This window comes from Pseudomonas sp. Z2-11 (assembly GCF_054161305.1).
This window is the reverse complement of sequence record NZ_CP096395.1, coordinates 6,162,424-6,183,813: the sequence shown is the minus strand read 5'-3', so window position 1 is coordinate 6,183,813 and position 21,390 is coordinate 6,162,424. Positions and strand designations below refer to the sequence as shown.

Here is a 21,390-nt window from a genome sequence, read left to right as displayed (position 1 = left end):
GGGTCTGATTGAGTTTGGCTTGCGCTAAATGTTTGTGCGCTAATCAGTGGCGCTAAAGTTAACGCCCAAATACTTAGTGCGCAAGATAAATTTTCAAGAATATTCCCGTTTTTATTTAATTTATTGATTTCAAAAGAAATTTATTTTTTAGAATTAACGGTGCCAATCCGCATGAGCGGAGGGAGCCAGAGGAAAGGAAGTGGCGAGGGCTGGCAGAGCCAGCGCAATGGCAGCCTTCGGAGAGATGGAATTCACAAGCACAACGATTGTTTCTTGATCGTATCCACGCCCCACGTGGGAATGCTGCCAGGGGAAGCTCCGCGTTCCGCTTCTGACGCTGAGCGTGGGAAGGACCCGCCGACCAAATGCTCCCTTACCGGACCACATATATATGAGCCTTTGCCTACAACCACATCGGAACCAGCCTGCTTGTATGCCTTGCTCCTGGGCTCTATCGTCTTTTTGCTCTGCCCGTCATCGTGTTCACCCCATGAAACGACCCTGCATCAGCAACTTCAAACATCAGATATTCCGCTCTACCGCAATGCAACTCGCTAAAGAGTTTTTGGGGGATGATCCTGGGGCGCTAGCGGAGAAAGGTATCGACGTTGAGCGGATAAGATACGAGCCGATTACCCGAGAGGCACTTGACCAATGCTATCTATGGGGCCCTGAGGCCCAACTTTATCCATGGGAGGATATTCCTGGCTGGAAAATTCGCGACGGGAAGGCGTTTGACCTTTCTCTATGGTATGACCAGGAGTTATGTGGGCTTTGTTTTGCCACGCCCAAATCAAGCACCTTGTCGATCAAGGTTGTCCTCTTGGAGGGCAAGCCGGACGCCAATCACCCTTTAAAAGGTGAAGTTGCCGGTTTGGTCTTGATTGCGATCAGCCGATACGCGCGAATGCTGAAGCTCCGCGAGATAGAGATTTTTGAGCCCGACCCTGGAGCCGTCCCATGGTATCTGTACCTAGGCTTCGATTTCGACGACCAGCGGCGCCTTGTTATAGCGGTGAACCAGGCATAACATGAACCCAAATTTATTGTGAGTTTTCCATGAAGGCTTCCAAGCGAACTCCAAAACCATTGCTTGCAGCTCAATACCAAGCGGAAGCTCGCCGTCTGGCTGGCTACGCGACCAGTATTGAGCGCCAATTCTTGTCGGCTAGCCTCGCCAAGGGTAGGGAGCATGAACCGGTCGGCCGAATGGCCGGCGCCAGAATCTGATTTCTGCTGGTATTGATAAAAAAGACCGCCTGATTGGCGGTTTTTTTCTCTGGGCAAAGCCAACCCGGCTAAGCAACGGCCACTTGATTACGCCCCAGCGCCTTCGCTCGATACAGGGCTTTATCCGCATCGTTCATCAGGCTGTGCAGATCCTTATTGCAAGCCCCCGTCGATGCGACGCCGAGACTGGCTGATATGCAGTGAACAGGCTCAATCATCAAGCCAGCGATCGTATCGATGAGCTGTTTTGCAATCTGAGTGGCGACTTCGATGGAAGTGTCTGGAAGCAGAATGGCGAACTCTTCGCCGCCGAGCCGACCGTGGATATCCGTGGCCCGAAACGACGAGCTGATGACCACGCCCATCTGGCGTAGGACCTGATCCCCAACCTGATGGCCGTAGGTGTCATTGATGTGTTTGAAGTGATCCATGTCCAACATGACCGCGCACAACCCCAACCGGTTGGTTCTGCATTCGTCGTAAAGCTGCTGGGCATGCTCGAAAAAAGCCCGTCGACTTTTCAGGCCGGTCAGTTCATCGGTTTGTGCGGCGCGGGTTGAAATGCTGTTCGCCTGTTCCATCTCGCGGGTGAGTCGAAAAGCGGTTTCCAGTGCCTGGGACATTTTGTGCGTGGCGCGGGCAGCAGATGCCGCGAACACTAGGATCGAAAGCGCCATGCCGACTTGAATCGGCGACGGTTGGAACAGCAGCCAGACCGTGCACGGAAACAGCACCAGGCCAATGGAGACCAGTGTCATGTCCCGGTAGGCGGAGTAACAGGAGACCGCGCTGACAGTCATCCCCACGGTAAAAAGCATGACGAGAGCTTGCGAGAGGAGATCATCTTGCGGCATCAAAACAAGCGCGCCACCGCCCCAGATGCTCGCGGACAACACCAGCGAGACCCAGTATCTGCGCTCCCAGCGTTGAGGCGTGCGCTGAACCTCGTCGCTGCGAAAATAGGCAACGAACATCGCGATCCGCAGCAGCGTCGATCCGCTTAATATGGCCAGCCACCAAACAACCGTGCTGTGCTCAAAGCGATCCCAACACAGCCAACACAACATGATGGCCGCGAGGTAACTACCAAACACCGCGGAAACGGATTGGCGAAACAGTTGCTGCAGTCGGTCAGTGCGCACTTGTCCGGCTATGCAAAAGTCCATGCCATTGCGAGATCTTGGGCCATCCATGTGATCCACCTGATCGTGAAGCCGCTAGAAAACGCGATTGTGGCACCCTGCCAGCAACGCAAACAACCGAATTACACCTGCACCCACGAGCTTTGCATCGTGGCAAGGGAATTCATCCCCGCGGGGTTGCGCAGCAAGCCACCATTTCCCAGACTAAAACCGTCCCCGTGGCGAGGGAGCTTGCTCCCGCTGGGCTGCAAAGCAGCCCCAAAACAAGCCGACGCATTCCTACAGACAACCCGCATGATCGGTTGCGACCGCTGCGCGGCCGAGCGGGAGCAAGCTCCCTCGCCACAGGGATCGGAGCTGAAAACGAAGCGCTGTTTATTCCCGCTCTGCCATCTTTCCACCAAGCTACACATCCTTGCGCCATTACCTACAACTACGCCAGAATCCGCCGGCTTGTGCGCCTTGCCCTCGGGTTCTATTGTCGTCCTGCCACTGCCCATCAGTGGTCGGGTTTAGTAGCTCGAGGTTGTGTCAGTAAGATGCATGAGTTCTCCATCAAGGTAGATTCCTACCTTGCACTTGATGGTAGCTGTGCGCAGGGCGCTTCGGCGCGCCGGCAATGCTGATCTCCCCGGTCTACTAACCTGCGTACAGCTGCCACCCTTCTTTTAGTAGGGAAGAGGTTGTGGCTTAACCTTGGAGTATCAGCTCATGTCGAAATCTACAACAAATCCGCCTGAGGCGGATCGCACCTCCTCGCCACCAGAACCGAAAGATGCTCTCCAATCGGCTCAACTCTTCACCGTCGTACAAGACACCGACAACGAATGCCTGCTCGCCAACCTCAGCGAAACCCTGGCTTCAGCCGACGCCATGGTCAGCAACCTCGCGTTCGATCTGGAAGGCTCCCACCGCCACATCGCCCTCGGCGTCCAGCAACTGATCGAGCTGAGCTCATTACTGGCGAACCGAGTTCTGGACAACGTTGATCCAAGATAGGCAGTCACACTGCAACCCCCGTGGCGAGGGAGCTTGCTCCCGCTGGGCTGCGAAGCAGCCCATTGGATAACGCTGAGCCGCGATAGCGAGCGAACCCCGCCAAAGAAAAACCCGACGCTTTACGTCGGGTTTTTGTGTGCGGGTTACTCGACTTGCGACAGTTTGGCGTCGTCGCAACCGGCAGCGCGGCACTCGCGCTCGACAGCCTTGAGTATGACGATACGCGCTTCGGTCTTCTCATTGGCACAGTCCAGATAGAGCAGGCCATCGTTGGAACAGGCGTTGTCACGAATCTTGATCCACTGGATCTGAGCGGCTTTCACCTTCTTCTTTTGATCCGGGTTCAGGGCACTCATCGTCTTCTTGTATTGCTCGTTGATTTCCTGGTCCGACTGAACCATTTTCAGCGACGCGCAATAGGTTCTGTCATAGGCGTTTCTAGGGTTATCGCAACTCATCGCAGACGCCGATGCTGATGCCATTGCCAGCAATGCCCCAACCAACAAAGACTTGATCACTCACTTCTCTCCCTGAATGCCCTCTATTGATTAGAGGTAGCGGCGGGGAATTTATCATGAGGGTCGTAGAACAATGAAGCGGATCCTAGGTTTCACTCTGCCCGAACAGTGGACAGATGCGGATAGAGGTCCGGGAGCATGTGATTGCTGAAAAAGCCAGCGTCGTTCCCGCCCTCGGCGATGCGACTGCCCTGAGTAAAACCGGCGCGGGTTGCGCAGCATCCACAAAAACTCCCAAACCGGTCAAAACTTCGTGGCGAGGGAGCTTGCTCCCGCTGGGCTGCAAAGCAGCCCCACCCAGCCCCTTAAAGTTCCTACAGACAAAACCGTATCACCCATTCCAAGCCCCAACCGCAAACCCGTCTGGGCTCATTTTATGGGCCGAAACCAAGCCCTGTTTATTCCACTGGCATAATCCTTCCGTCAAGCTACACATCTCTGCTCTTTGGCCTACAACTACGTCGGAATCCGCCGACTTGTAAGCCTCGTCTATGGCTTCTATTGTTCGTCTACGCTTACATTGGCCTGAAAGTTGGAATTTTTAAACCTTTACTCGGACCAAATCACGAGGGCTAAAGTGGAAGATTTTTATGCAAATTGAATACGCCATGGTCGCGTTGGGATTTTTTGCTTTTTGCGGGGGGATGATCGATGCTGCTGTAGGGGGCGGAGGTTTGGTTCAGGTACCCGCTCTACTTCATGCATTGCCTCAGCACTCGCTGAGCACAGTTTTTGGAACTAATAAGCTGGCTGTTCTTGCAGGAAATGTTTCTTCTATATTTAGTTACGTTAAAAGAATAAAGATTGTCTGGAAGCTGATGCTTCCAACCATGCTCTCGGCTTTCTTATTTTCGTTTTTGGGTGCTTTTTCCGTCTCGCTCGTTCCGAAGGCGATCATGGAATATTTTGTGTTTTTTGTATTGGTGGTCATGGCTGTTTATACATTTGCAAAAAAGGATCTAGGGCTTGTTCACTCGGACGCTCAATGCGGATCCAAAGAGGTCCTCCTTGGGGTTTTTTTTGGCGGCATAATTGGATTTTATGACGGAGTTTTTGGACCCGGCAGTGGTAGTTTTTTGTTATTTGTTTTCGTTAAATATTTTGGCTACGATTTTCTGAATGCATCCGCTTCAGCAAAACTGGTTAACCTGGGAACGTTTAGCGCTGCGCTGCTATTTTTCATACCTTCAGGTCATGTGCTGTGGGTAATTGGTGGACTGGTCGCGGTGTGTAATATGGCGGGTGCGCTGGCAGGCACTTTTTTGGCTTTGCGCTATGGGAGTGGATTAATTCGTATCTTGTTTCTCTTTTTATTGGTGTTCCTTATTGGCCGAATGGGATTGTCCATATGTCTGTGACAGGTTGCGCGCAATGCCGTCAGATAAAAAACGGGACCTTGCTTTCACGCAGTCCCGTCTTTCACACCCGATAAGCTCAAAACGCCGGTAAGACCGCGCCTTTGTACTTCTCGAGAATAAACGCCTTCACTTCCGGAGTATGCAGCGCTGCAACCAGCTTCTTCATGGCCTCGCTGTCCTTGTCGTCCGGACGGGCTACCAGAATATTCACATAAGGCGAGTCGTTGCCTTCGATCACCAGCGCATCCTTGGAAGGGTCAAGCTTGGCCTCCAACGCATAGTTGGTATTGATCAATGCCAGATCCACTTGAGTCAGCACGCGCGGAATGGTTGCCGCTTCCAGCTCACGGAACTTCAGATCCTTCGAATTCTCGGTGATGTCTTTGGTAGTCGACAGGATGTTGTTCGAATCCTTGAGCTTGATCAACCCGGCTTTGGCCAGCAACAACAGCGCACGGCCACCATTGGTAGCATCGTTCGGGATCACGACATTGGCGCCGCCTGGCAGTTCTGTAAGTGCCTTGTACTTGCTGGAGTACGCGCCCAGGGGTTCCAGGTGCACACCGGCTACGCTCACCAGATTCGTGCCCTTGGCCTTGTTGAACTCATCCAGGTACGGCTGGTGCTGGAAGAAGTTGGCGTCCAGGCGCTTTTCGGCGACTTGTACGTTGGGCTGGACGTAGTCGGTGAAGACTTTGACCTTGAGGTCCACGCCTTCCTTCGCCAATGCCGGTTTGACGAACTCGAGAATTTCCGCGTGAGGAACCGGCGTGGCCGCGACGGTCAGGGTGTCGGCGGCGTGGGCGGAGAACGCTGCGGCGGCAGCGAAGGCAACCAGTAGTTTTTTCATTCAGCTAACTCCTTTTGAGGCGCCTGCTCTTGGCGCCTGCCAGCGAATGGCCGGCTCATGGTTTATTGGCGCGAGGCCTTATTTTCTAGAGAAATGCACAACCAGTTTGTCGCCCACGGTTTGCAGGACCTGGACCAGCACCAGCAGCAACACCACCGTGACCACCATCACGTCGGTCTGGAAACGCTGGTAGCCGAAGCGGATCGCCAGGTCGCCCAGGCCACCAGCGCCGACCACACCGGCCATGGCCGTGTAGGACACCAGAGTAATCGCTGTCACCGTAATCGCTGCGAAAATGCCCGGACGGGCTTCCGGCAGCAATGCGTTGACGATGATCTGTCGCGTGGTAGCGCCCATGGCCTGGGTCGCTTCGATGATGCCGCGATCGACTTCGCGCAGGGCGGTTTCCACCAGGCGGGCGAAGAATGGCGTTGCGCCGACCACCAGTGGCGGGATCGCGCCGGCCACGCCCAACGACGTGCCGGTGATCAACACCGTGAACGGGATCATCACGATCAACAGGATGATGAATGGCAGCGAACGCAGGATGTTCACCATCAGCGACAGCAGCGCGTAAAGTCCCCGGGCTTCAAGCAATTGGCGCGGGCTGCAGAGAAACAGCAACACGCCCAGCGGCAGGCCGAGCAGTACGGTGAACAGCAGCGAACCGAACAGCATCAGGAAGGTGTCGCCGGTTGCCAGCCAGATTTCCAGCCAGTCGATGTTTGCAAAAAATTCCATCAGCGCAGCACCTCCATGTGGACATCGGCCGCGGTGAAGCGGGCGAAGGCCGCTTCCATGTCACCGCCGGTGATGGCGAGGGTCAGTTGCCCGTAGGGGGTGTCTTTGATGCGGTCGATACGACCGGCCAGGATGCTGTAGTCCACACCGGTTTCGCGGGCGACGGTTCCAAGCAACGGCGCGTAGGTCGCTTCGCCCTGGAATGTCAGACGCACGATGCGCCCCGGGACGTGAGCAAAGTCGTCGCGCTGTTCGCTTTCGTCGATCTGCTCGTCTTCCTGGACGAAACGCTTGGTGGTCGGATGCTTGGGGTGCAGGAACACCTCGGCCACCGGGCCTTGCTCGACGATCACGCCGGCGTCCATCACCGCAACCTCATCGCAGACACGCCGGATCACGTCCATCTCATGGGTGATCAGCACGATGGTCAGCTTCAGCTCACGGTTGATCTCCGCCAGCAGTTGCAGCACCGAGGCGGTGGTCTGTGGGTCGAGCGCGCTGGTGGCTTCGTCGCACAACAGGATCTTCGGCTTGGTTGCCAGGGCGCGGGCGATGCCGACGCGCTGCTTCTGGCCGCCGGACAACTGCGCCGGGTATTTGCGGGCGTGGTCGGACAGCCCTACCCGCGCCAGCAATTCGGCAACGCGACGGTCGATGTCGCTGCGGGACAGTTCGCCCGCCAGCGTCAGCGGCATGGCCACGTTGTCGGCCACGGTCTTGGACGCGAGCAGATTGAAGTGCTGGAAAATCATCCCGACCTGCTGGCGAAAGCGGCGCAGGCCGTTGGCGTCCAGGGCGGTGACTTCTTCGCCGTCGACGATGATTTTGCCGCCGCTGGAATCTTCCAGGCGATTGATCAGGCGCAGCAGGGTACTTTTTCCCGCACCGGAATGGCCGATCAGGCCGAAGACCTGACCGTTCTGGATGGTCAGACTGGTCGGGTGCAGCGCGGGGATATCCCTACCGGCAACCCGGTAGGTTTTATGGACGTTTTGAAACTCGATCACGTAGCGAACCTTGTGGGGCGCGGTGGAAAAGGATCAGCGGTAAGCCGGGCGCGCATTTTAGCCTGTCCGTATAGAGGTTCTTAGCATTTATTTGAGATTGAACCAGCGATTTGGCAATAAGGCGATCAAAGGGCATAAAAAAGGAACACAGCGAAACGGTATCGGTCACTCATTAGGCACCTCCACATATGCCCAGGTACCGTGCCTGGCGCATCGAACTCACGGGTCCTGGCCACGGCGGGGATCGCAACGAGGAGTCATGCCTGATGAGCACTAAAAAACCTGCCGCCCCCAGCCAGATGGCCGGGACCGACACGCTGGATCGCAGCAATACCAACGCCAAGCTGGAGAGCCTCGAGCAGTTTCGCTCCGATGCCACCGAACAGGCCTTGCGCACCAACCAGGGCGTGAAGATCGCCGATAACCAGAACACCCTCCGCGTCGGGCCGCGTGGGCCGTCGTTGCTGGAAGACTTCATCATGCGTGAGAAAATCACGCATTTTGACCATGAACGTATTCCCGAGCGCATCGTTCACGCCCGAGGGACCGGTGCCCATGGCTACTTTCAGGCCTACGAATCGCATGCGGCCTTGACCAAGGCCGGTTTCCTGCAAGACCCAGGTAAAAAGACGCCAGTGTTTGTACGTTTTTCCACCGTGCAGGGCCCACGGGGTTCCGGTGACACGGTGCGGGACGTGCGCGGCTTTGCAGTGAAATTCTTCACCGACGAAGGCAACTTCGATCTGGTGGGCAACAACATGCCGGTGTTCTTCATCCAGGATGCGGTGAAGTTTCCTGATTTCGTCCATGCGGTGAAACCCGAGCCCCATAACGAAATCCCCACCGGCGGATCGGCCCACGACACCTTCTGGGACTTTGTCTCGCTGGTACCGGAGTCGGCTCATATGGTGATCTGGGCGATGTCCGACCGGGCAATCCCGAAAAGCCTGCGTTCCATGCAGGGTTTCGGCGTGCACACCTTTCGCATGATCAACGCTGAAGGCCGCAGCAGCTTCGTCAAGTTCCACTGGCGGCCCAAAGCCGGGACCTGTTCCCTGGTATGGGACGAAGCCCAGAAGCTCGCGGGCAAGGACACTGATTACCACCGTCGCGATCTCTGGGAGTCGATCGAGATGGGCGACTACCCCGAGTGGGAATTTGGCGTACAGATCGTCGCCGAGGAAGACGAGCACAAGTTCGACTTCGACCTGCTCGACCCGACCAAGATCATCCCCGAAGAGCTGGTACCCATTACGCCGCTGGGCAAGATGGTGCTGAACCGCAACCCGGACAACTTCTTTGCCGAAGTCGAGCAGGTTGCGTTCTGCCCCGGACATATCGTGCCGGGCATTGATTTCAGTAACGACCCATTGCTGCAAGGCCGGCTGTTTTCCTACACCGATACGCAGATCAGCCGACTTGGTGGGCCGAATTTTCACGAGTTGCCGATCAACCGCGCCATCACCCCGGTGCACAACGGCCAGCGTGATGCCATGCACCGCACTACTATCGACAAGGGGCGCGCGTCCTACGAGCCGAACTCCATCGATGGCGGCTGGCCGAAGGAAACCCCGCCTGGTCCGCAGGATGGTGGTTTCGAAAGTTATCCGGAGCGCATCGACGCCCACAAGATCCGCCAGCGCAGCGATTCGTTCGGCGATCATTTCTCCCAGGCGCGGTTGTTCTACAAGAGCATGAGCGCCCACGAGCAAGAGCACATCGTCGCCGCGTACAGCTTCGAACTGGGCAAAGTCGAACGCGAGTTCATCAGAGCGCGGCAGGTGAACGAGATCCTCGCCAACATCGATCTGGAACTGGCCGGGCGAGTTGCGAAGAACCTCGGCTTGCCGCCTCCCACTGCCGGTACGGTCGATGTTCCGACGCCTTCCCTGGAGCAGTCCCCGGCGTTGAGCCAGGCCAATCTGCTGTCCGGCGACATCAAGACCCGCAAGGTCGCGGTGTTGGTGGCCAATGGCGTCGAGGGGACAATCATCGATGCGCTCAAGCAAGCACTGGAAGCCGAAGGGGCCCACGCGAAAATCCTCGGTCCGACCTCCGCGCCGGTGACCACCGCTGGCGGGCAAACGCTGCCGGTGGATGCATCCATGGAAGGCTTGCCGTCGATTGCCTTTGACGCGGTGTTCGTGCCGGGCGGGGTGGAGTCGATCAAGGCGCTGAGCGCCGATGGCGTGGCGTTGCATTACCTGTTGGAAGCCTACAAGCACCTGAAGGCCATCGCGCTGCATGGCGAAGCGCGGCAATTGCTGGTGTTGTTGAAGCTGGAGGCGGATGCGGGGCTGATTCCCGACGCTGATGCGGGCAAGTTCCAGGCGTTTTTTGACGCGATTGCCCAGCATCGGGTTTGGGCGCGGGAGCCTAAGGCCAAGGCAGTTCCGGCTTGATGGGTGTCTGAAAAGGGATTAGTTGCTGGTAGGACGCCTTCGCGAGCAGGCTCGCTCCCACAGGGATATGTGTCGATCACAACACCCATGTGGGAGCGAGCCTGCTCGCGAAGCTTTCAGTGCTTACGCGGAGTCAGAACCACCTGCGCCGGCACGCTGCGCAAGATCTGCTTCTGCAGTTTCAGATCAAACCCGGGATCGAGTTTCTTGACCCGCTTGGTCAGCAATGTCGCCAACCACGGGTAATCATCGGTGCGCGGGGCCTGGATGCTTACGTCGCACTGATAATTCACCACATCGGCGGCGATGGCGTCCAATTGATGACGCATTTTCTGGATATCGCCGATATTCAGCGCAACCGTGGTGCTCTGCGCACTCGGGTCGATCACCTTTGCAACTGGCTTGGCTTCGGCGGCCTGGAGGGCGGCTTCGGCTTTTTCCAGCTCGGCCTTGCGGGCCTGGGCGATCGCACTGTTCACTTCGCCGGTAAGTGCCGGCGCTTTTGGCATCAGCGCACGAGCCCGGCTCAGGGCGGTGGCGGCCGCGTTTACATCGCCCTTTTGCAGGTCGATCTGGCTGCGGCGCAAGTACGCCTCGGCCAGTTGCCGCTGGTAAGGCTCCAGCGACGGATCTTCAGGCGTCTGGGCTTGCAACGCGGCCAACTGACCTTCTGCGGTGGCCAGTTCATTGCTGGCCAGGCTCTGTTCGAGCTGCGCGATGGCCGGGCCCCGGGTGTCCGGGGTTTCGACGGTCGGCGGCGTGCTCTGGCAGGCGCCCAGCAGCAGGGAAAACGCGACAAGGAGCAGATAACGGGAGGCGAACGGCTTCATTCCTGCGACTCTCTAATTGCGCAAAAAGCGAGCAAGTCTACACCCCTCGACGGGGCAGGACAAAACTCAGCAGAAACAACGCCGCCGCGCTGACCACGATCGACGGTCCGGCCGGAGTGTCCTTGAACCACGACAACGCCAGCCCGCCACACACCGCGAGCATGCCCAGCAGGCTTGCGCCCAAGGCCATCTGCTCCGGTGAGCGGGCGTGACGCTGTGCCGCAGCCGCCGGAATGATCAGCAATGAAGTAATCAGCAATACACCGACGATTTTCATCGCCACGGCAATCACCACCGCGATCAACAGCATCAGTGCCAATCGCAGGCCCACCACGGGCAGGCCCTCGACCCGCGCCAGTTCCTCATGGACGGTAACCGCCAGCAACGGACGCCACAGCGCCACGAGCAACAGCAATACCGCCGCGCTGCCGCCGAGGATCCAGGCCAGGTCCATCGGACTGATCGCCAGCAGATCGCCGAACAGATAGGCCATCAGGTCGATCCGCACGTCGCGCATGAAGCTGAGCACCACCAGCCCTAGGGATAGCGTGCTGGGAGCCAGGATGCCCAGCAGGGTGTCGGACGCCAGCGGCTGGCGCTGTTGCAAGGTCACCAGCACCACTGCGAGCAGCAGGCAACCCACGGTCACCGCGATGGCGGGGCTGACGTCCAGCAGAAACCCCATGGCCACGCCGAGCAGCGCCGCGTGGGACAAGGTGTCGCCGAAATAGGCCATGCGCCGCCAGACCACGAACGAGCCCAAGGGGCCGGCCACCAGCGCTAGCGCCAAACCTGCAAGCAGGGCGTACAACAGAAAATCAGCCATGCTTGCAGCCGTCTCCATGAACATGATTGGAAGCAGAAGGAGCGCTGACCACCGAACCGTGCAGGTCATGGGAATGGTCATGATGGTGGTGATAAATCGCCAGGCTTTGTGCGTTTTTTCCGAACAACTCGACAAAGGCCGGATCGCCACTGACTTGCTCGGGATGCCCGGAGCAGCAGACGTGACGGTTGAGACAGACCACCTGGTCGGTGGTGCTCATCACCAGGTGAAGGTCGTGCGACACCATCAATACCCCGCAGCCGTGGCGGTCGCGCAGGCGGGTGATCAAGCTGTAAAGCTCGGCCTGTCCCGCCACATCCACGCCTTGCACGGGCTCGTCGAGCACCAGCAGCTCGGGCTCGCGCAAGAGGGCGCGAGCGAGCAATACACGCTGCATCTCGCCGCCGGACACACTCTGCACCGGGCTGTCGATCACTTGCTCGGCGCCGACTTCCTTCAGCGCCGCCAAGGCTCGCTCGCGGTCGACGCCCGGCACCAGGCGCAGAAAGCGCAGCACGGACAGCGGCAAGGTCGGATCGACGTGGAGTTTCTGCGGCATGTAGCCGACACGCAGCCGGGGCTTGCGCCAGACGCTGCCGCTGTCCGGCTTGAGCAGGCCCAGCACGGCGCGCACCAGGGTGGTCTTGCCGGCGCCGTTGGGGCCGATCAAGGTGACGATCTGCCCCGGTTCGACGCTCAGGTGAATGTTGTCCAGCACGCTCTGCCCGGCGAACGTCACGGCCACCTGTTCGAGGCGGATCAACGCGTTGCTCATCAGGCCCCCTGACAACCGGAGCACAGGCCGACCACTTCGACGGTCTGGGTGTCGACCACGAAGCCGACGTCCTTGGCGCTGGCGACGATCGCGTCGCTGATGGACTTCTGTTCCAGCTCGATGGCCGCATGACATTCGCGGCAGATCAGGAACTGGCCTTGGTGGGCGTGCTCCGGATGGTTGCAGCCAACGAAGGCGTTCAGCGAAGAAATGCGATGTACCAAGCCGTTTTCCAGCAGGAAATCCAGCGCCCGGTAGACTGTCGGCGGCGCGGCACGGCGGCCGTCCTGCTCGCTGAGTACCGCGAGGATGTCGTAGGCACCCAGCGGCTTGTGGCTTTGCCAGACCAGCTCCAGCACTCGCCGACGCAAGGCCGTCAGCCGCAGGCCCTGGCGCGCGCAAATGGCATCGGCCTCGGACAGCGCGCTGTGCACGCAATGGGAGTGATCATGGGGACGACTGGCAAGGGGGATAATGGGCATGGGCAGCGACGAGTTTAGTGAGAGACGTTATTATGTTACCCGTTCTCGCCTCTTCGAGTGGTCATCGTGTCCCGAATTTTTTCGCTCTTTGTCGCTTTTGTCGCAACATTTCTGCTGATTGGCCCGGCCCGGGCCGACGTCAAGGTACTAACCAGCATCAAGCCGCTGCAACTGATTGCCGCCGCGGTGCAGGACGGCGTGGCCGTTCCGGAAGTGCTGTTGCCCCCTGGTGCCTCGCCTCACCACTATGCGTTGCGGCCATCCGACGTACGGAAGGTGCAGTCGGTGGACCTGCTTTACTGGATCGGCCCAGACATGGAAGGTTTCCTGCCACGTGTATTGAATGGTCGTACGCAGCCTTCCGTCGCCGTGCAGGATCTGCCGGGGCTCAAGTTGCGTCATTTCGCCCAGGACAGCGCGTCCCACGAGGACGAGGAGCATGCCGACGAACACGACCACGACCATCGTCCCGGCACCGTGGATGCCCACTTGTGGCTGTCGCCGCTGAACGCCCGGGTGATCGCCGCCAAAATGGCTGCCGACCTGAGCGCGGCGGATCCGGCGAACGCGGCCCGCTATGAAAGCAACCTCAAGGCTTTCAACCAGCGCCTCGATGCATTGGACGTACGCCTCAAGGCGCGTCTGGCCGGGGTCGCAGGCAAGCCGTATTTTGTGTTCCACGAAGCGTTCGACTATTTCGAGGACAACTACGGCCTCAAGCATGCCGGGGTTTTCGCCGTGGCCGCCGAGGTCCAGCCGGGTGCCCAGCACGTGGCGGCGATGCGCACGCGCTTGCAGGCGGTGGGCAAGACCTGCGTCTTCAGCGAACCGCCGCTGCGTCCGCGCCTGGCCGAGACGCTGGTGGCCGGGCTGCCGGTGAAGCTGGCCGAACTGGATGCGCTGGGCGGCTACACCCCGGCGACGGCGCAAGGGTATGAGCAATTGCTGGAAAAGTTGGGGAATGATCTGGCGGGGTGCCTGGAGTCGTTGTAACACCCTGCTCCCTCGCCACAAAGGCATTCAGGTCCGCTGGTTGTTAGAGGGCGAACGGCAACAGCGTGCTGACCTTCTGCCGCTGCGCCAACCGCCGCTGAAACTCCTTCGGATCATGAATCAACACATCCTGCCCGGCGAACGATTCGGCGGCAATCAGCCGCGACAGCCAGAACCGCACGCATGCCACGCGCAGCATGGTCGGCCATAGTTGCGCCTCGGCGGATGTGAACGGCCGCAGCGCCGCATAAGCGCCAAGCAACGCCCGCGCCCGCGGGCCATCGAGCTTGCCTTCGTCATCCGAACACCAGTCATTCAGTGCAATGGCGACGTCATACAGCATCGGCCCGGAACAGGCGTTGTAGAAGTCGATCAACCCGGTCAGGTGGGTGTCTTCGAACATCGCGTTGTCGCGGAACAGGTCGGCATGGATGTTGGCGCGGGGCAGCGCGAGGATGCCGATTTTCTGCACGGTGATTTCGTCCAGTGCCGCCTCCAGCAACTGACGGGCATCGGCGTCGAGGTGTGACAACAGCGTGGCGCCCTCCTCCTGCATCCAGTCCAGGCCACGGTCGGTCTTGCGCTTGATCATGTTGTCGCGGGTCGCCAGGTGCAGGTGCGCAAGCAACCCACCGACCTGGGCGCAATGCTGGGCGTTGGCCTGCTTGACGTGCTTGCCGGCCAGGCGCGGTTGCAGCAGCGCCGGTTTGCCGGCCAGTTCCCTCAGTGCGACCCCCTCGGTGGTGCGCAAGGCGTAAGGCACCGGAAGATTGGCGCCGTGCAGCACGTCCAGCAGTTCGATGAAGAACGGCATCTCCTGCACCGGGCCGCGCTCGACCAGCGTCAGGACGAACTCGCCCTGTTCCAGGCTGATGAAAAAATTGGTGTTTTCGCTGCCGGCGGCAATCCCCTGGAAATCAAGCAGGCGGCCGAGCCCGTAAGGGGCGAGGAAGGTTTCCAGCTCGGGCCGAGCCAGGGGCGTGAACACAGACATGGTTAGAACTGCCAGTACGGGCGCCCTTCAGCGGGCGCCGGTTGAAGTCGCGAGCGGTATCACCACTCAAAAATTTTCCACGAAGGGATCAGCATATCCGGCTGGTCCGAACGAATGAAATTTGCATCAGTGCCGTCGGCGCGTACCAGGAAATAAGGCTTGCCGTTCTTGGGCGTGACCTTGATCGCATACAAAAAGCCGTTTTGCCGATATTCCTGAATGGTTCTGTCGCCTTCGGTGCGGATGGTGACATCCGGGTCCGCCGAAGGAGCGTCATCCGCCGCCATGACGGCCAACGGTGTGAATGCAAACAAGCCAGCCAGTAACAGGCGATTTAGTGTACGCATGATAACCTTGTCCCTTTGTCGTCAACGGTCCCGCTATTCTAGCCCCGGACCCGCCGAAAAGGTTGATCCTGCTCATGAGCCAAGCCCCCCTCGTCCTGGTGGACGGTTCTTCTTATCTGTACCGCGCCTTTCATGCGCTGCCACCGCTGACCACGTCCAAAGGCCTGCCGACCGGTGCGGTCAAGGGCGTGCTGAACATGCTCAAGAGCCTGCGCAAGCAGTATCCGGACAGCCCGTTCGCGGTGGTCTTCGACGCCAAGGGCGGGACGTTTCGCGATGCGTTGTACGCCGAATACAAGGCCAATCGCCCGAGCATGCCCGACGACATGCGCGTGCAGATCGAGCCGCTGCACGCCAGCGTCAAGGCCCTGGGCTTCCCCTTGTTGTGCGTGGACAACGTCGAAGCCGACGATGTGATCGGCACCCTGGCCCGCAGCAGTGCCGCAGCCGACCGCCCGGTGGTGATTTCCACCGGCGACAAGGACATGGCGCAACTGGTCGACGGGCACATTACCTTGGTCAACACGATGACCGGTAGCTCGCTGGACGTGGCTGGCGTGAAGGAGAAGTTTGGCGTCGCTCCGGAGCAGATCATCGATTATCTGGCATTGATGGGCGATTCGTCCGACAACATCCCGGGCGTTCCGGGCATCGGGCCGAAGACCGCATCCGGCCTGCTGGTGGGCGTCAACGGTGGCCTGACCGAGCTGTATGCGCAACTGGACATCGTTGCCACGCTGCCGATTCGCGGTGCCAAGACCTTGGCCGCCAAGCTGGAAGAGCACAAGGAAATGGCGTTTCTTTCCTACGAGCTGGCGACCATCAAGACCGACGTGCCCCTGGATATCGGTCTTGACGACCTGCAGATGGGCGAGCCGGATCATGAGAAGCTCGCCGAGCTGTACACCCTGCTGGAATTCAAGAGCTGGTTCGAAGAAAACCAGCGCGACGCCAAACGTGCCGGGCAGGAAATCGTTGAAATCGCTGATGAGCCGGCGGCGGGCGTCGAGAAGCGGTATGACCTTATCCTCGACCAGGCGAGCTTCGACGCCTGGCTGGCCAAGCTTGAAAAGGCGCCGCTGTTTTCCCTGGTCACGCAAACCAACGGTGGCGACGCCCAGCACTCGCAACTGGTGGGGTTGTCATTCGCGGTTGCGCCGTTTGAAGCGGCTTACCTGCCGCTGACGCATTCCTACATGGGCGTGCCGGAGCAACTGGACCGCGACACCGTGCTCAAGGCGCTCAAGCCATTGCTGGAAAACCCGGACAAGCTCAAGGTCGGCCAGCATGCCAAATTTGAAATCAACATCCTGGCCAATTGCGCTATCGATGGTGATCAGAACAACGGCATCCTGGTGCAGGGCATCGCTTTCGACACCATGCTTGAATCCTATGTGCTCGATTCCACGGCGACTCGTCACGACATGGACAGCCTGGCGCTTAAATACCTTGGGCAAAGCAAGACCGATATCCAGGATATTGCCGGCAAAGGCGTCAAACAGCTGAGTTTCGATCAGATCTCCCTCGAACTTGCCGGCCCATACGCCGCTGAGGATGCTGACGTGACCTTCCGCCTGCACCAGGCCTTGCAGGAAAAACTCGCCGTCACGCCAAGCCTGGGCAAGGTGCTCAACGAGATCGAAATGCCGTTGATGCCGGTCCTGGCGCGTATCGAGCGCCAAGGGGCGTTGGTCGATGCCAACCTGCTGGGCGTCCAGAGTGTCGAGCTGGGCGAGAAGCTGGTGGCACTGGAGCGTGAGGCATTTGCCATCGCCGGTGAGGAATTCAACCTCGGCTCACCGAAGCAATTGGGCGTGATCCTTTACGAAAAACTCGGTTTGCCGGTGCTCAGCAAAACCGCCAAGGGCCAGGCATCGACTGCCGAAGCGGTGCTCGCCGAACTGGCCGAGCAGGATTATCCGCTGCCCAAGGTGCTGATGCAGTACCGCTCGCTGAGCAAGCTCAAGAGCACTTACACCGATCGCCTGCCGGAGCAGATCAACAGCCGCACCGGGCGCATTCATACGTCTTATCAACAGGCTGTGGCCGCCACCGGACGTCTTTCATCCATTGACCCGAACCTGCAGAACATCCCGATCCGCACCGCCGAAGGGCGGCGGATTCGCCAGGCATTCGTCGCGCCGAAAGGCTACAAGCTGCTGGCCGCGGACTACTCGCAGATCGAATTGCGGATCATGGCCCACCTGGCCAAGGACGCAGGGCTGCTTCATGCGTTTCGCAACGACCTGGACGTGCACCGCGCTACCGCAGCGGAGGTCTTCGGGGTCGAGCTGGACGCCGTCAGCCATGACCAGCGCCGTAGCGCCAAGGCGATCAACTTCGGCTTGATCTATGGCATGAGCGCGTTCGGCCTCGCCAAGCAGATCGGCGTCGATCGCAAGCAGTCCCAGGCTTACATCGACCGCTACTTCGCGCGTTACCCAGGGGTACTGGAATACATGGAGCGCACCCGCGCCCAGGCCGCCGAGCAAGGCTTCGTCGAGACCATCTTCGGGCGCCGGTTGTACCTGCCGGACATCAATGCGAAAAACCCTGCCCTGCGCAAAGGCGCCGAGCGCACCGCGATCAACGCGCCGATGCAGGGTACGGCCGCCGACATCATCAAGAAAGCCATGGTGGCCGTCGATGGCTGGCTGGCGACGTCAGGGCTCGATGCGAAAGTCATCCTGCAGGTTCACGACGAATTGGTGCTGGAGGTTCGTGAGGACCTGGTCGACCAGGTGAGCGCGGAAATCCGCCAGCACATGAGCGCCGCCGCCACGTTGGACGTGCCGCTGCTGGTGGAGGTGGGCGTGGGCAATAACTGGGACGAGGCGCACTGATTCCCACGTCCTGAGGCTAGGGCTCTCGTGGCGAGGGAGCTTGCTCCCGCTCGGCTGCGCAGCAGCCGCAAACCGGCCGATTCGGTCTGCCCGAAGCAATGCAGGGGCCTGCTGCGCAGGCCAGCGGGAGCAAGCTCCCTCGCCACGGGGAGTCGGTGTCAGCCCAGCCAACCCATTCCACATTGAATGAGCGAAACTCCAGGTACGGCATGGTTAGCTCTGAAAATTCCTACGATTATTACCAAAAATAATCTGAACTAAACCCGTGAATTGCTACTCAGAGATTCTGAATGGCTGGTGAAGCCCTTCAATGCTCCTATGTTGTGTTAAGTGTTGGCAGATATCTGGACCCCGCCCTAGCGGTCCGGAACTTGGACCCCGAACTTCCCCCTCCCCATACGAAGTCCGGGGTTTTTTTTGCCTGCGATTTGGCTTATTCGGCCGCTTCGCTGCCCTTGTCCGCCAATTCCATCCAGTCCGCCAGCACCGTGTAGGCCTCTTCCAAGCCCATGCGCTTGGGCGCGGAGAACAGCTGGATGGTGATCGTGTCGCCCCAGCCCTTGCGAATTTCCGACTGCACTTTGAGCAGGGTGTTTTTCGCTGCGCCGTAGGTGAGCTTGTCGGCCTTGGTCAAGAGGATGTGCATCGGCATGCCGCTGGCAACGGCCCAATCGAGCATCAGCAGGTCGAAGTCGGTCATTGGATGGCGGATGTCCATCATCAGGATCAGACCTTTCAAACTCTCGCGGCTGCCCAGGTAGGCTTCCAGGTGACGCTGCCAATGTTGCTTGAGCGGGATCGGCACTTTGGCGTAGCCATAACCGGGCAGGTCGACCAAACGGCGTTCATCGTCTAGCTTGAAGAAGTTCAAGAGTTGCGTGCGGCCCGGGGTTTTCGAGGTGCGTGCAAGGCTCGCATGGGTCAGGGTGTTCAGCGCGCTGGATTTACCGGCATTGGAACGCCCGGCAAAGGCCACTTCGAAGCCTTCGTCGTCAGGGCATTGATCGACTTTGGCGGCGCTGAGCATGAAGGTGGACTGTTGGCACAGGCCGAGGATGGGGTTTTTCAGTTGCATGGGATTTCCGATGTGGGCGGCGTCGGGAATGGACGCGGCAAGCTGTGTCGTTTCCGTTTCAGTGACGCCAGTATATAATGCCGCAGATTTTGTGTGCGCTTTGTCCCAGCGTAGGATGAAGTTCACGGGAGCGACCGACCGAAATTGCGCACTAGAACGCAGCTCGCTCTCAACCCTGAAAAGGTCGTTTTATGACGAAATGGCTGCTAGCTGCCGGTGTCTTGATGCCGCTTTACAGCGCTCAGGCTACACAGGATCCGGAAGCTGTGTACAACCGTGTTTGTGGTGCCTGTCATTCCGGCCAACTACCCACGGCGCCCCGCAAGGGTGACCGCGAAGCCTGGACGCCGAGGTTGGCGAAAGGCATGGGGACGCTGGTGCAACACGTGACCCAGGGTTTCAAGGCGATGCCGCCGCGTGGTTTGTGCATGGACTGCAGTGCCGAGGATTACCAAGCCATCATCCAGTGGATGAGCGAGTAAGCCCGGTCCATAACTCTTAACCCTTAGCCGTAGTTGGATTAGCTGATGAACAAACTGATCGTGAGTCTGCTGTTGACCTTGGGGATATCCGGTGTAGCCCACGCCGCAGGCGATGCTGCCGTAGGGCAGGCGAAAGCCGCCGTGTGCGGAGCCTGCCACGGTCCGGATGGCAACAGCATGGCGCCCAACTTTCCGAAACTGGCCGGCCAGGGTGAGCGTTACCTGGTCAAGCAGTTGAAGGAAATCAAGGACGGCAAGCGTGTCGTGCTGGAAATGACCGGCCTGCTGAACAACCTGAGCGATCAAGACCTGGCGGACATCGCGGCCTACTTCGCCAGCCAGAAAGGCAGCGTCGGCGCCGCTGATCCAAAACTCGTGGCACGGGGTGAGGCGCTGTTCCGTGGCGGCAACCTGGCCAAGGGCCTGCCAGCCTGCACGGGCTGCCATTCGCCTGACGGCAAGGGCAACGCCGCCGCCGGCTTCCCGCATCTGGGTGGCCAGCACGCCCAGTACATCACCAAGCAGTTGACCGATTTCCGCAAGGAAGAAGGCGGTCGTGCCAACGACGGCGACGCGATGACCATGCGCACCATCGCCCGCAAGCTGAGCGACGAAGATATCGCGGCAGTCTCAAGCTACATCCAGGGCCTGCATTGAGGCGGCTGCAAGGGGGAAACCTCTTGCAACGTTAACGCCCGATTAATCCGTCGGTGCAAACATCAAAAGGGTGGCTTTGGCCGCCCTTTTTTGTGGCCGCTGCCGTTACACTAGCGAAACTGAACCCGTGGCGGCCTGTCTGAAAAACACGCCCCGCGAGGCCACCTCATTGTCCAGGAGTAAAGCATGCGTAATCTGATCATCAGCGCCGCGCTCGTCGCCGCCAGCCTGTTCGGCGTGACTGCCCAAGCGGCTGAAAAGCCCGCTGCCCCCTATGTCGAATTGACCAACCCCGTTCCGGTGGCGGTGCCTGGCAAGATCGAGGTCGTGGAGCTGTTCTGGTACGGTTGCCCGCATTGCTATGCCTTTGAGCCGGTCATCAACCCATGGGTTGATAAGCTTCCTTCGGACGTGAATTTCGTGCGCATCCCAGCCATGTTCGGTGGCCCATGGGACGCCCACGGCCAGATGTTCCTGACTCTTGAAGCCATGGGCGTCGAGCATCAGGTTCACGCAGCGGTGTTTAATGCCATCCAGAAAGAAAAGAAGCGCCTGACCGATCCTGAGGAAATGGCCGAGTTCCTCGCCACCCAAGGCGTCGACAAGGACAAGTTCCTGGCAACCTTCAATTCCTTCGCCATCAAGGGCCAGATCACCAAGGCCCGCGAGTTGGCAAAGAAATACGAAATCACCGGCGTACCGACCATGGTCGTCAACGGCAAATACCGCTTTGACATCGGCTCCGCTGGCGGCGCGAACGAAGCGCTGCAACTGGCCGACCAGCTGATCGCCAAAGAGCGAGCGGCCACCAAGGCTGCCGCCAACTAAGCGCGGCCCTC

At 59.2% G+C, this 21,390-nt stretch carries 21 protein-coding genes; 9 read left to right on the top strand and 12 right to left on the bottom strand.

Going from position 1 to position 21,390, the window contains the following annotated elements; translation table 11 throughout:
* Positions 1-490 precede the first annotated feature (490 nt).
* Positions 491-1,030 carry an N-acetyltransferase gene (locus tag M1E16_RS27715; protein WP_458128876.1) on the top strand — a complete coding sequence of 180 codons (540 nt, stop codon included), beginning with the start codon at positions 491-493 and terminating at the stop codon, positions 1,028-1,030.
* 268 nt (positions 1,031-1,298) lie between these two features.
* Here the strand turns inward: M1E16_RS27715 and M1E16_RS27710 are convergent, their stop codons facing one another.
* Positions 1,299-2,423 carry a diguanylate cyclase gene (locus M1E16_RS27710; RefSeq protein ID WP_458128875.1) on the bottom strand — a complete coding sequence of 375 codons (1,125 nt, stop codon included), beginning with the start codon at positions 2,421-2,423 and terminating at the stop codon, positions 1,299-1,301.
* Between the two features lie 660 nt (positions 2,424-3,083).
* Here M1E16_RS27710 and M1E16_RS27705 point away from each other — a divergent pair.
* On the top strand, positions 3,084-3,371 hold the full coding sequence (locus tag M1E16_RS27705) for a DUF6124 family protein (protein WP_434626912.1): 288 nt from the start codon (positions 3,084-3,086) through the stop codon (positions 3,369-3,371).
* Positions 3,372-3,514: 143 nt separating this feature from the next.
* Here M1E16_RS27705 and M1E16_RS27700 read toward each other — a convergent pair whose 3' ends face one another.
* Positions 3,515-3,889 carry a lysozyme inhibitor LprI family protein gene (locus tag M1E16_RS27700; RefSeq protein ID WP_305497763.1) on the bottom strand — a complete coding sequence of 125 codons (375 nt, stop codon included), beginning with the start codon at positions 3,887-3,889 and terminating at the stop codon, positions 3,515-3,517.
* A 590-nt stretch (positions 3,890-4,479) separates the two neighbouring features.
* Here M1E16_RS27700 and M1E16_RS27695 point away from each other — a divergent pair.
* Complete coding sequence (locus M1E16_RS27695) at positions 4,480-5,247, top strand: sulfite exporter TauE/SafE family protein (RefSeq protein WP_458128874.1); 768 nt, start codon at positions 4,480-4,482, stop codon at positions 5,245-5,247.
* 76 nt (positions 5,248-5,323) lie between these two features.
* On the opposite strand, the gene M1E16_RS27690 is transcribed toward M1E16_RS27695, so the two are convergent.
* The 3 genes from M1E16_RS27690 to M1E16_RS27680 form a co-directional block, all read right to left on the bottom strand.
* Complete coding sequence (locus M1E16_RS27690) at positions 5,324-6,097, bottom strand: MetQ/NlpA family ABC transporter substrate-binding protein (protein ID WP_458128873.1); 774 nt, start codon at positions 6,095-6,097, stop codon at positions 5,324-5,326.
* Positions 6,098-6,175: 78 nt separating this feature from the next.
* Complete coding sequence (locus M1E16_RS27685) at positions 6,176-6,838, bottom strand: methionine ABC transporter permease (protein WP_434654541.1); 663 nt, start codon at positions 6,836-6,838, stop codon at positions 6,176-6,178.
* Positions 6,838-7,845, bottom strand: a complete 1,008-nt coding sequence (locus M1E16_RS27680; RefSeq protein WP_434570734.1) for a methionine ABC transporter ATP-binding protein — start codon at positions 7,843-7,845, stop codon at positions 6,838-6,840. The genes M1E16_RS27685 and M1E16_RS27680 overlap by 1 nt, the downstream gene beginning before the upstream one ends.
* 266 nt (positions 7,846-8,111) lie before the next feature.
* Between M1E16_RS27680 and katE the strand changes: the two genes are divergently transcribed.
* Positions 8,112-10,247, top strand: coding sequence for a catalase HPII (gene katE / locus M1E16_RS27675; RefSeq protein WP_458128872.1), 2,136 nt, complete (start codon positions 8,112-8,114; stop codon positions 10,245-10,247).
* Positions 10,248-10,363: 116 nt separating this feature from the next.
* Here the strand turns inward: katE and M1E16_RS27670 are convergent, their stop codons facing one another.
* From M1E16_RS27670 to zur, 4 genes are read right to left on the bottom strand one after another with little or no spacing between them, the layout of a single operon-like run.
* On the bottom strand, positions 10,364-11,077 hold the full coding sequence (locus M1E16_RS27670; protein WP_458128871.1) for a PA5502 family lipoprotein: 714 nt from the start codon (positions 11,075-11,077) through the stop codon (positions 10,364-10,366).
* A gap of 37 nt (positions 11,078-11,114) precedes the next feature.
* On the bottom strand, positions 11,115-11,903 hold the full coding sequence (znuB, locus tag M1E16_RS27665) for a zinc ABC transporter permease subunit ZnuB (RefSeq protein WP_249876777.1): 789 nt from the start codon (positions 11,901-11,903) through the stop codon (positions 11,115-11,117).
* Complete coding sequence (gene znuC / locus M1E16_RS27660; protein WP_434673165.1) at positions 11,896-12,678, bottom strand: zinc ABC transporter ATP-binding protein ZnuC; 783 nt, start codon at positions 12,676-12,678, stop codon at positions 11,896-11,898. The genes znuB and znuC overlap by 8 nt, the downstream gene beginning before the upstream one ends.
* Positions 12,678-13,160, bottom strand: a complete 483-nt coding sequence (zur, locus tag M1E16_RS27655; RefSeq protein ID WP_458128870.1) for a zinc uptake transcriptional repressor Zur — start codon at positions 13,158-13,160, stop codon at positions 12,678-12,680. The genes znuC and zur overlap by 1 nt, the downstream gene beginning before the upstream one ends.
* 66 nt (positions 13,161-13,226) lie before the next feature.
* On the opposite strand from zur, the gene znuA reads away from it, so the two are divergent.
* Positions 13,227-14,153, top strand: coding sequence for a zinc ABC transporter substrate-binding protein ZnuA (gene znuA, locus M1E16_RS27650; protein WP_458128869.1), 927 nt, complete (start codon positions 13,227-13,229; stop codon positions 14,151-14,153).
* 43 nt (positions 14,154-14,196) lie between these two features.
* Here znuA and M1E16_RS27645 read toward each other — a convergent pair whose 3' ends face one another.
* Both M1E16_RS27645 and M1E16_RS27640 read right to left on the bottom strand, forming a co-directional pair.
* Positions 14,197-15,147, bottom strand: coding sequence for a homoserine kinase (locus M1E16_RS27645; protein WP_458128868.1), 951 nt, complete (start codon positions 15,145-15,147; stop codon positions 14,197-14,199).
* A 59-nt stretch (positions 15,148-15,206) separates the two neighbouring features.
* Positions 15,207-15,494 (bottom strand): DUF2782 domain-containing protein, encoded by a 288-nt coding sequence (locus M1E16_RS27640; protein ID WP_122567709.1) that lies wholly within the window; start codon positions 15,492-15,494, stop codon positions 15,207-15,209.
* Positions 15,495-15,568: 74 nt separating this feature from the next.
* Between M1E16_RS27640 and polA the strand changes: the two genes are divergently transcribed.
* Positions 15,569-18,337, top strand: coding sequence for a DNA polymerase I (polA, locus tag M1E16_RS27635; protein WP_458128867.1), 2,769 nt, complete (start codon positions 15,569-15,571; stop codon positions 18,335-18,337).
* A gap of 433 nt (positions 18,338-18,770) precedes the next feature.
* Here the strand turns inward: polA and yihA are convergent, their stop codons facing one another.
* A complete protein-coding gene (yihA, locus tag M1E16_RS27630; protein WP_025211089.1) occupies positions 18,771-19,412 on the bottom strand; it encodes a ribosome biogenesis GTP-binding protein YihA/YsxC in 642 nt (213 codons plus the stop codon).
* A gap of 191 nt (positions 19,413-19,603) precedes the next feature.
* On the opposite strand from yihA, the gene M1E16_RS27625 reads away from it, so the two are divergent.
* From M1E16_RS27625 to M1E16_RS27615, 3 genes are all read left to right on the top strand, one after another.
* On the top strand, positions 19,604-19,894 hold the full coding sequence (locus M1E16_RS27625; RefSeq protein ID WP_030138991.1) for a c-type cytochrome: 291 nt from the start codon (positions 19,604-19,606) through the stop codon (positions 19,892-19,894).
* A 45-nt stretch (positions 19,895-19,939) separates the two neighbouring features.
* A complete protein-coding gene (locus tag M1E16_RS27620; protein ID WP_458128866.1) occupies positions 19,940-20,551 on the top strand; it encodes a c-type cytochrome in 612 nt (203 codons plus the stop codon).
* A 186-nt stretch (positions 20,552-20,737) separates the two neighbouring features.
* Positions 20,738-21,379 (top strand): thiol:disulfide interchange protein DsbA/DsbL, encoded by a 642-nt coding sequence (locus M1E16_RS27615; RefSeq protein ID WP_458128865.1) that lies wholly within the window; start codon positions 20,738-20,740, stop codon positions 21,377-21,379.
* Positions 21,380-21,390 lie beyond the last annotated feature (11 nt).

Coding starts and splice junctions, on each gene's coding strand:
- M1E16_RS27715 (WP_458128876.1), top strand. CDS start 491: ATGAAACGACCCTGCATCAGCAACTTCAAACATCAGATATTCCGCTCT.
- M1E16_RS27710 (WP_458128875.1), bottom strand. CDS start 2,423: ATGGATGGCCCAAGATCTCGCAATGGCATGGACTTTTGCATAGCCGGA.
- M1E16_RS27705 (WP_434626912.1), top strand. CDS start 3,084: ATGTCGAAATCTACAACAAATCCGCCTGAGGCGGATCGCACCTCCTCG.
- M1E16_RS27695 (WP_458128874.1), top strand. CDS start 4,480: ATGCAAATTGAATACGCCATGGTCGCGTTGGGATTTTTTGCTTTTTGC.
- M1E16_RS27690 (WP_458128873.1), bottom strand. CDS start 6,097: ATGAAAAAACTACTGGTTGCCTTCGCTGCCGCCGCAGCGTTCTCCGCC.
- M1E16_RS27685 (WP_434654541.1), bottom strand. CDS start 6,838: ATGGAATTTTTTGCAAACATCGACTGGCTGGAAATCTGGCTGGCAACC.
- katE (WP_458128872.1), top strand. CDS start 8,112: ATGAGCACTAAAAAACCTGCCGCCCCCAGCCAGATGGCCGGGACCGAC.
- M1E16_RS27670 (WP_458128871.1), bottom strand. CDS start 11,077: ATGAAGCCGTTCGCCTCCCGTTATCTGCTCCTTGTCGCGTTTTCCCTG.
- znuB (WP_249876777.1), bottom strand. CDS start 11,903: ATGGCTGATTTTCTGTTGTACGCCCTGCTTGCAGGTTTGGCGCTAGCG.
- znuC (WP_434673165.1), bottom strand. CDS start 12,678: ATGAGCAACGCGTTGATCCGCCTCGAACAGGTGGCCGTGACGTTCGCC.
- zur (WP_458128870.1), bottom strand. CDS start 13,160: ATGCCCATTATCCCCCTTGCCAGTCGTCCCCATGATCACTCCCATTGC.
- M1E16_RS27645 (WP_458128868.1), bottom strand. CDS start 15,147: ATGTCTGTGTTCACGCCCCTGGCTCGGCCCGAGCTGGAAACCTTCCTC.
- M1E16_RS27640 (WP_122567709.1), bottom strand. CDS start 15,494: ATGCGTACACTAAATCGCCTGTTACTGGCTGGCTTGTTTGCATTCACA.
- polA (WP_458128867.1), top strand. CDS start 15,569: ATGAGCCAAGCCCCCCTCGTCCTGGTGGACGGTTCTTCTTATCTGTAC.
- yihA (WP_025211089.1), bottom strand. CDS start 19,412: ATGCAACTGAAAAACCCCATCCTCGGCCTGTGCCAACAGTCCACCTTC.
- M1E16_RS27625 (WP_030138991.1), top strand. CDS start 19,604: ATGACGAAATGGCTGCTAGCTGCCGGTGTCTTGATGCCGCTTTACAGC.
- M1E16_RS27620 (WP_458128866.1), top strand. CDS start 19,940: ATGAACAAACTGATCGTGAGTCTGCTGTTGACCTTGGGGATATCCGGT.
- M1E16_RS27615 (WP_458128865.1), top strand. CDS start 20,738: ATGCGTAATCTGATCATCAGCGCCGCGCTCGTCGCCGCCAGCCTGTTC.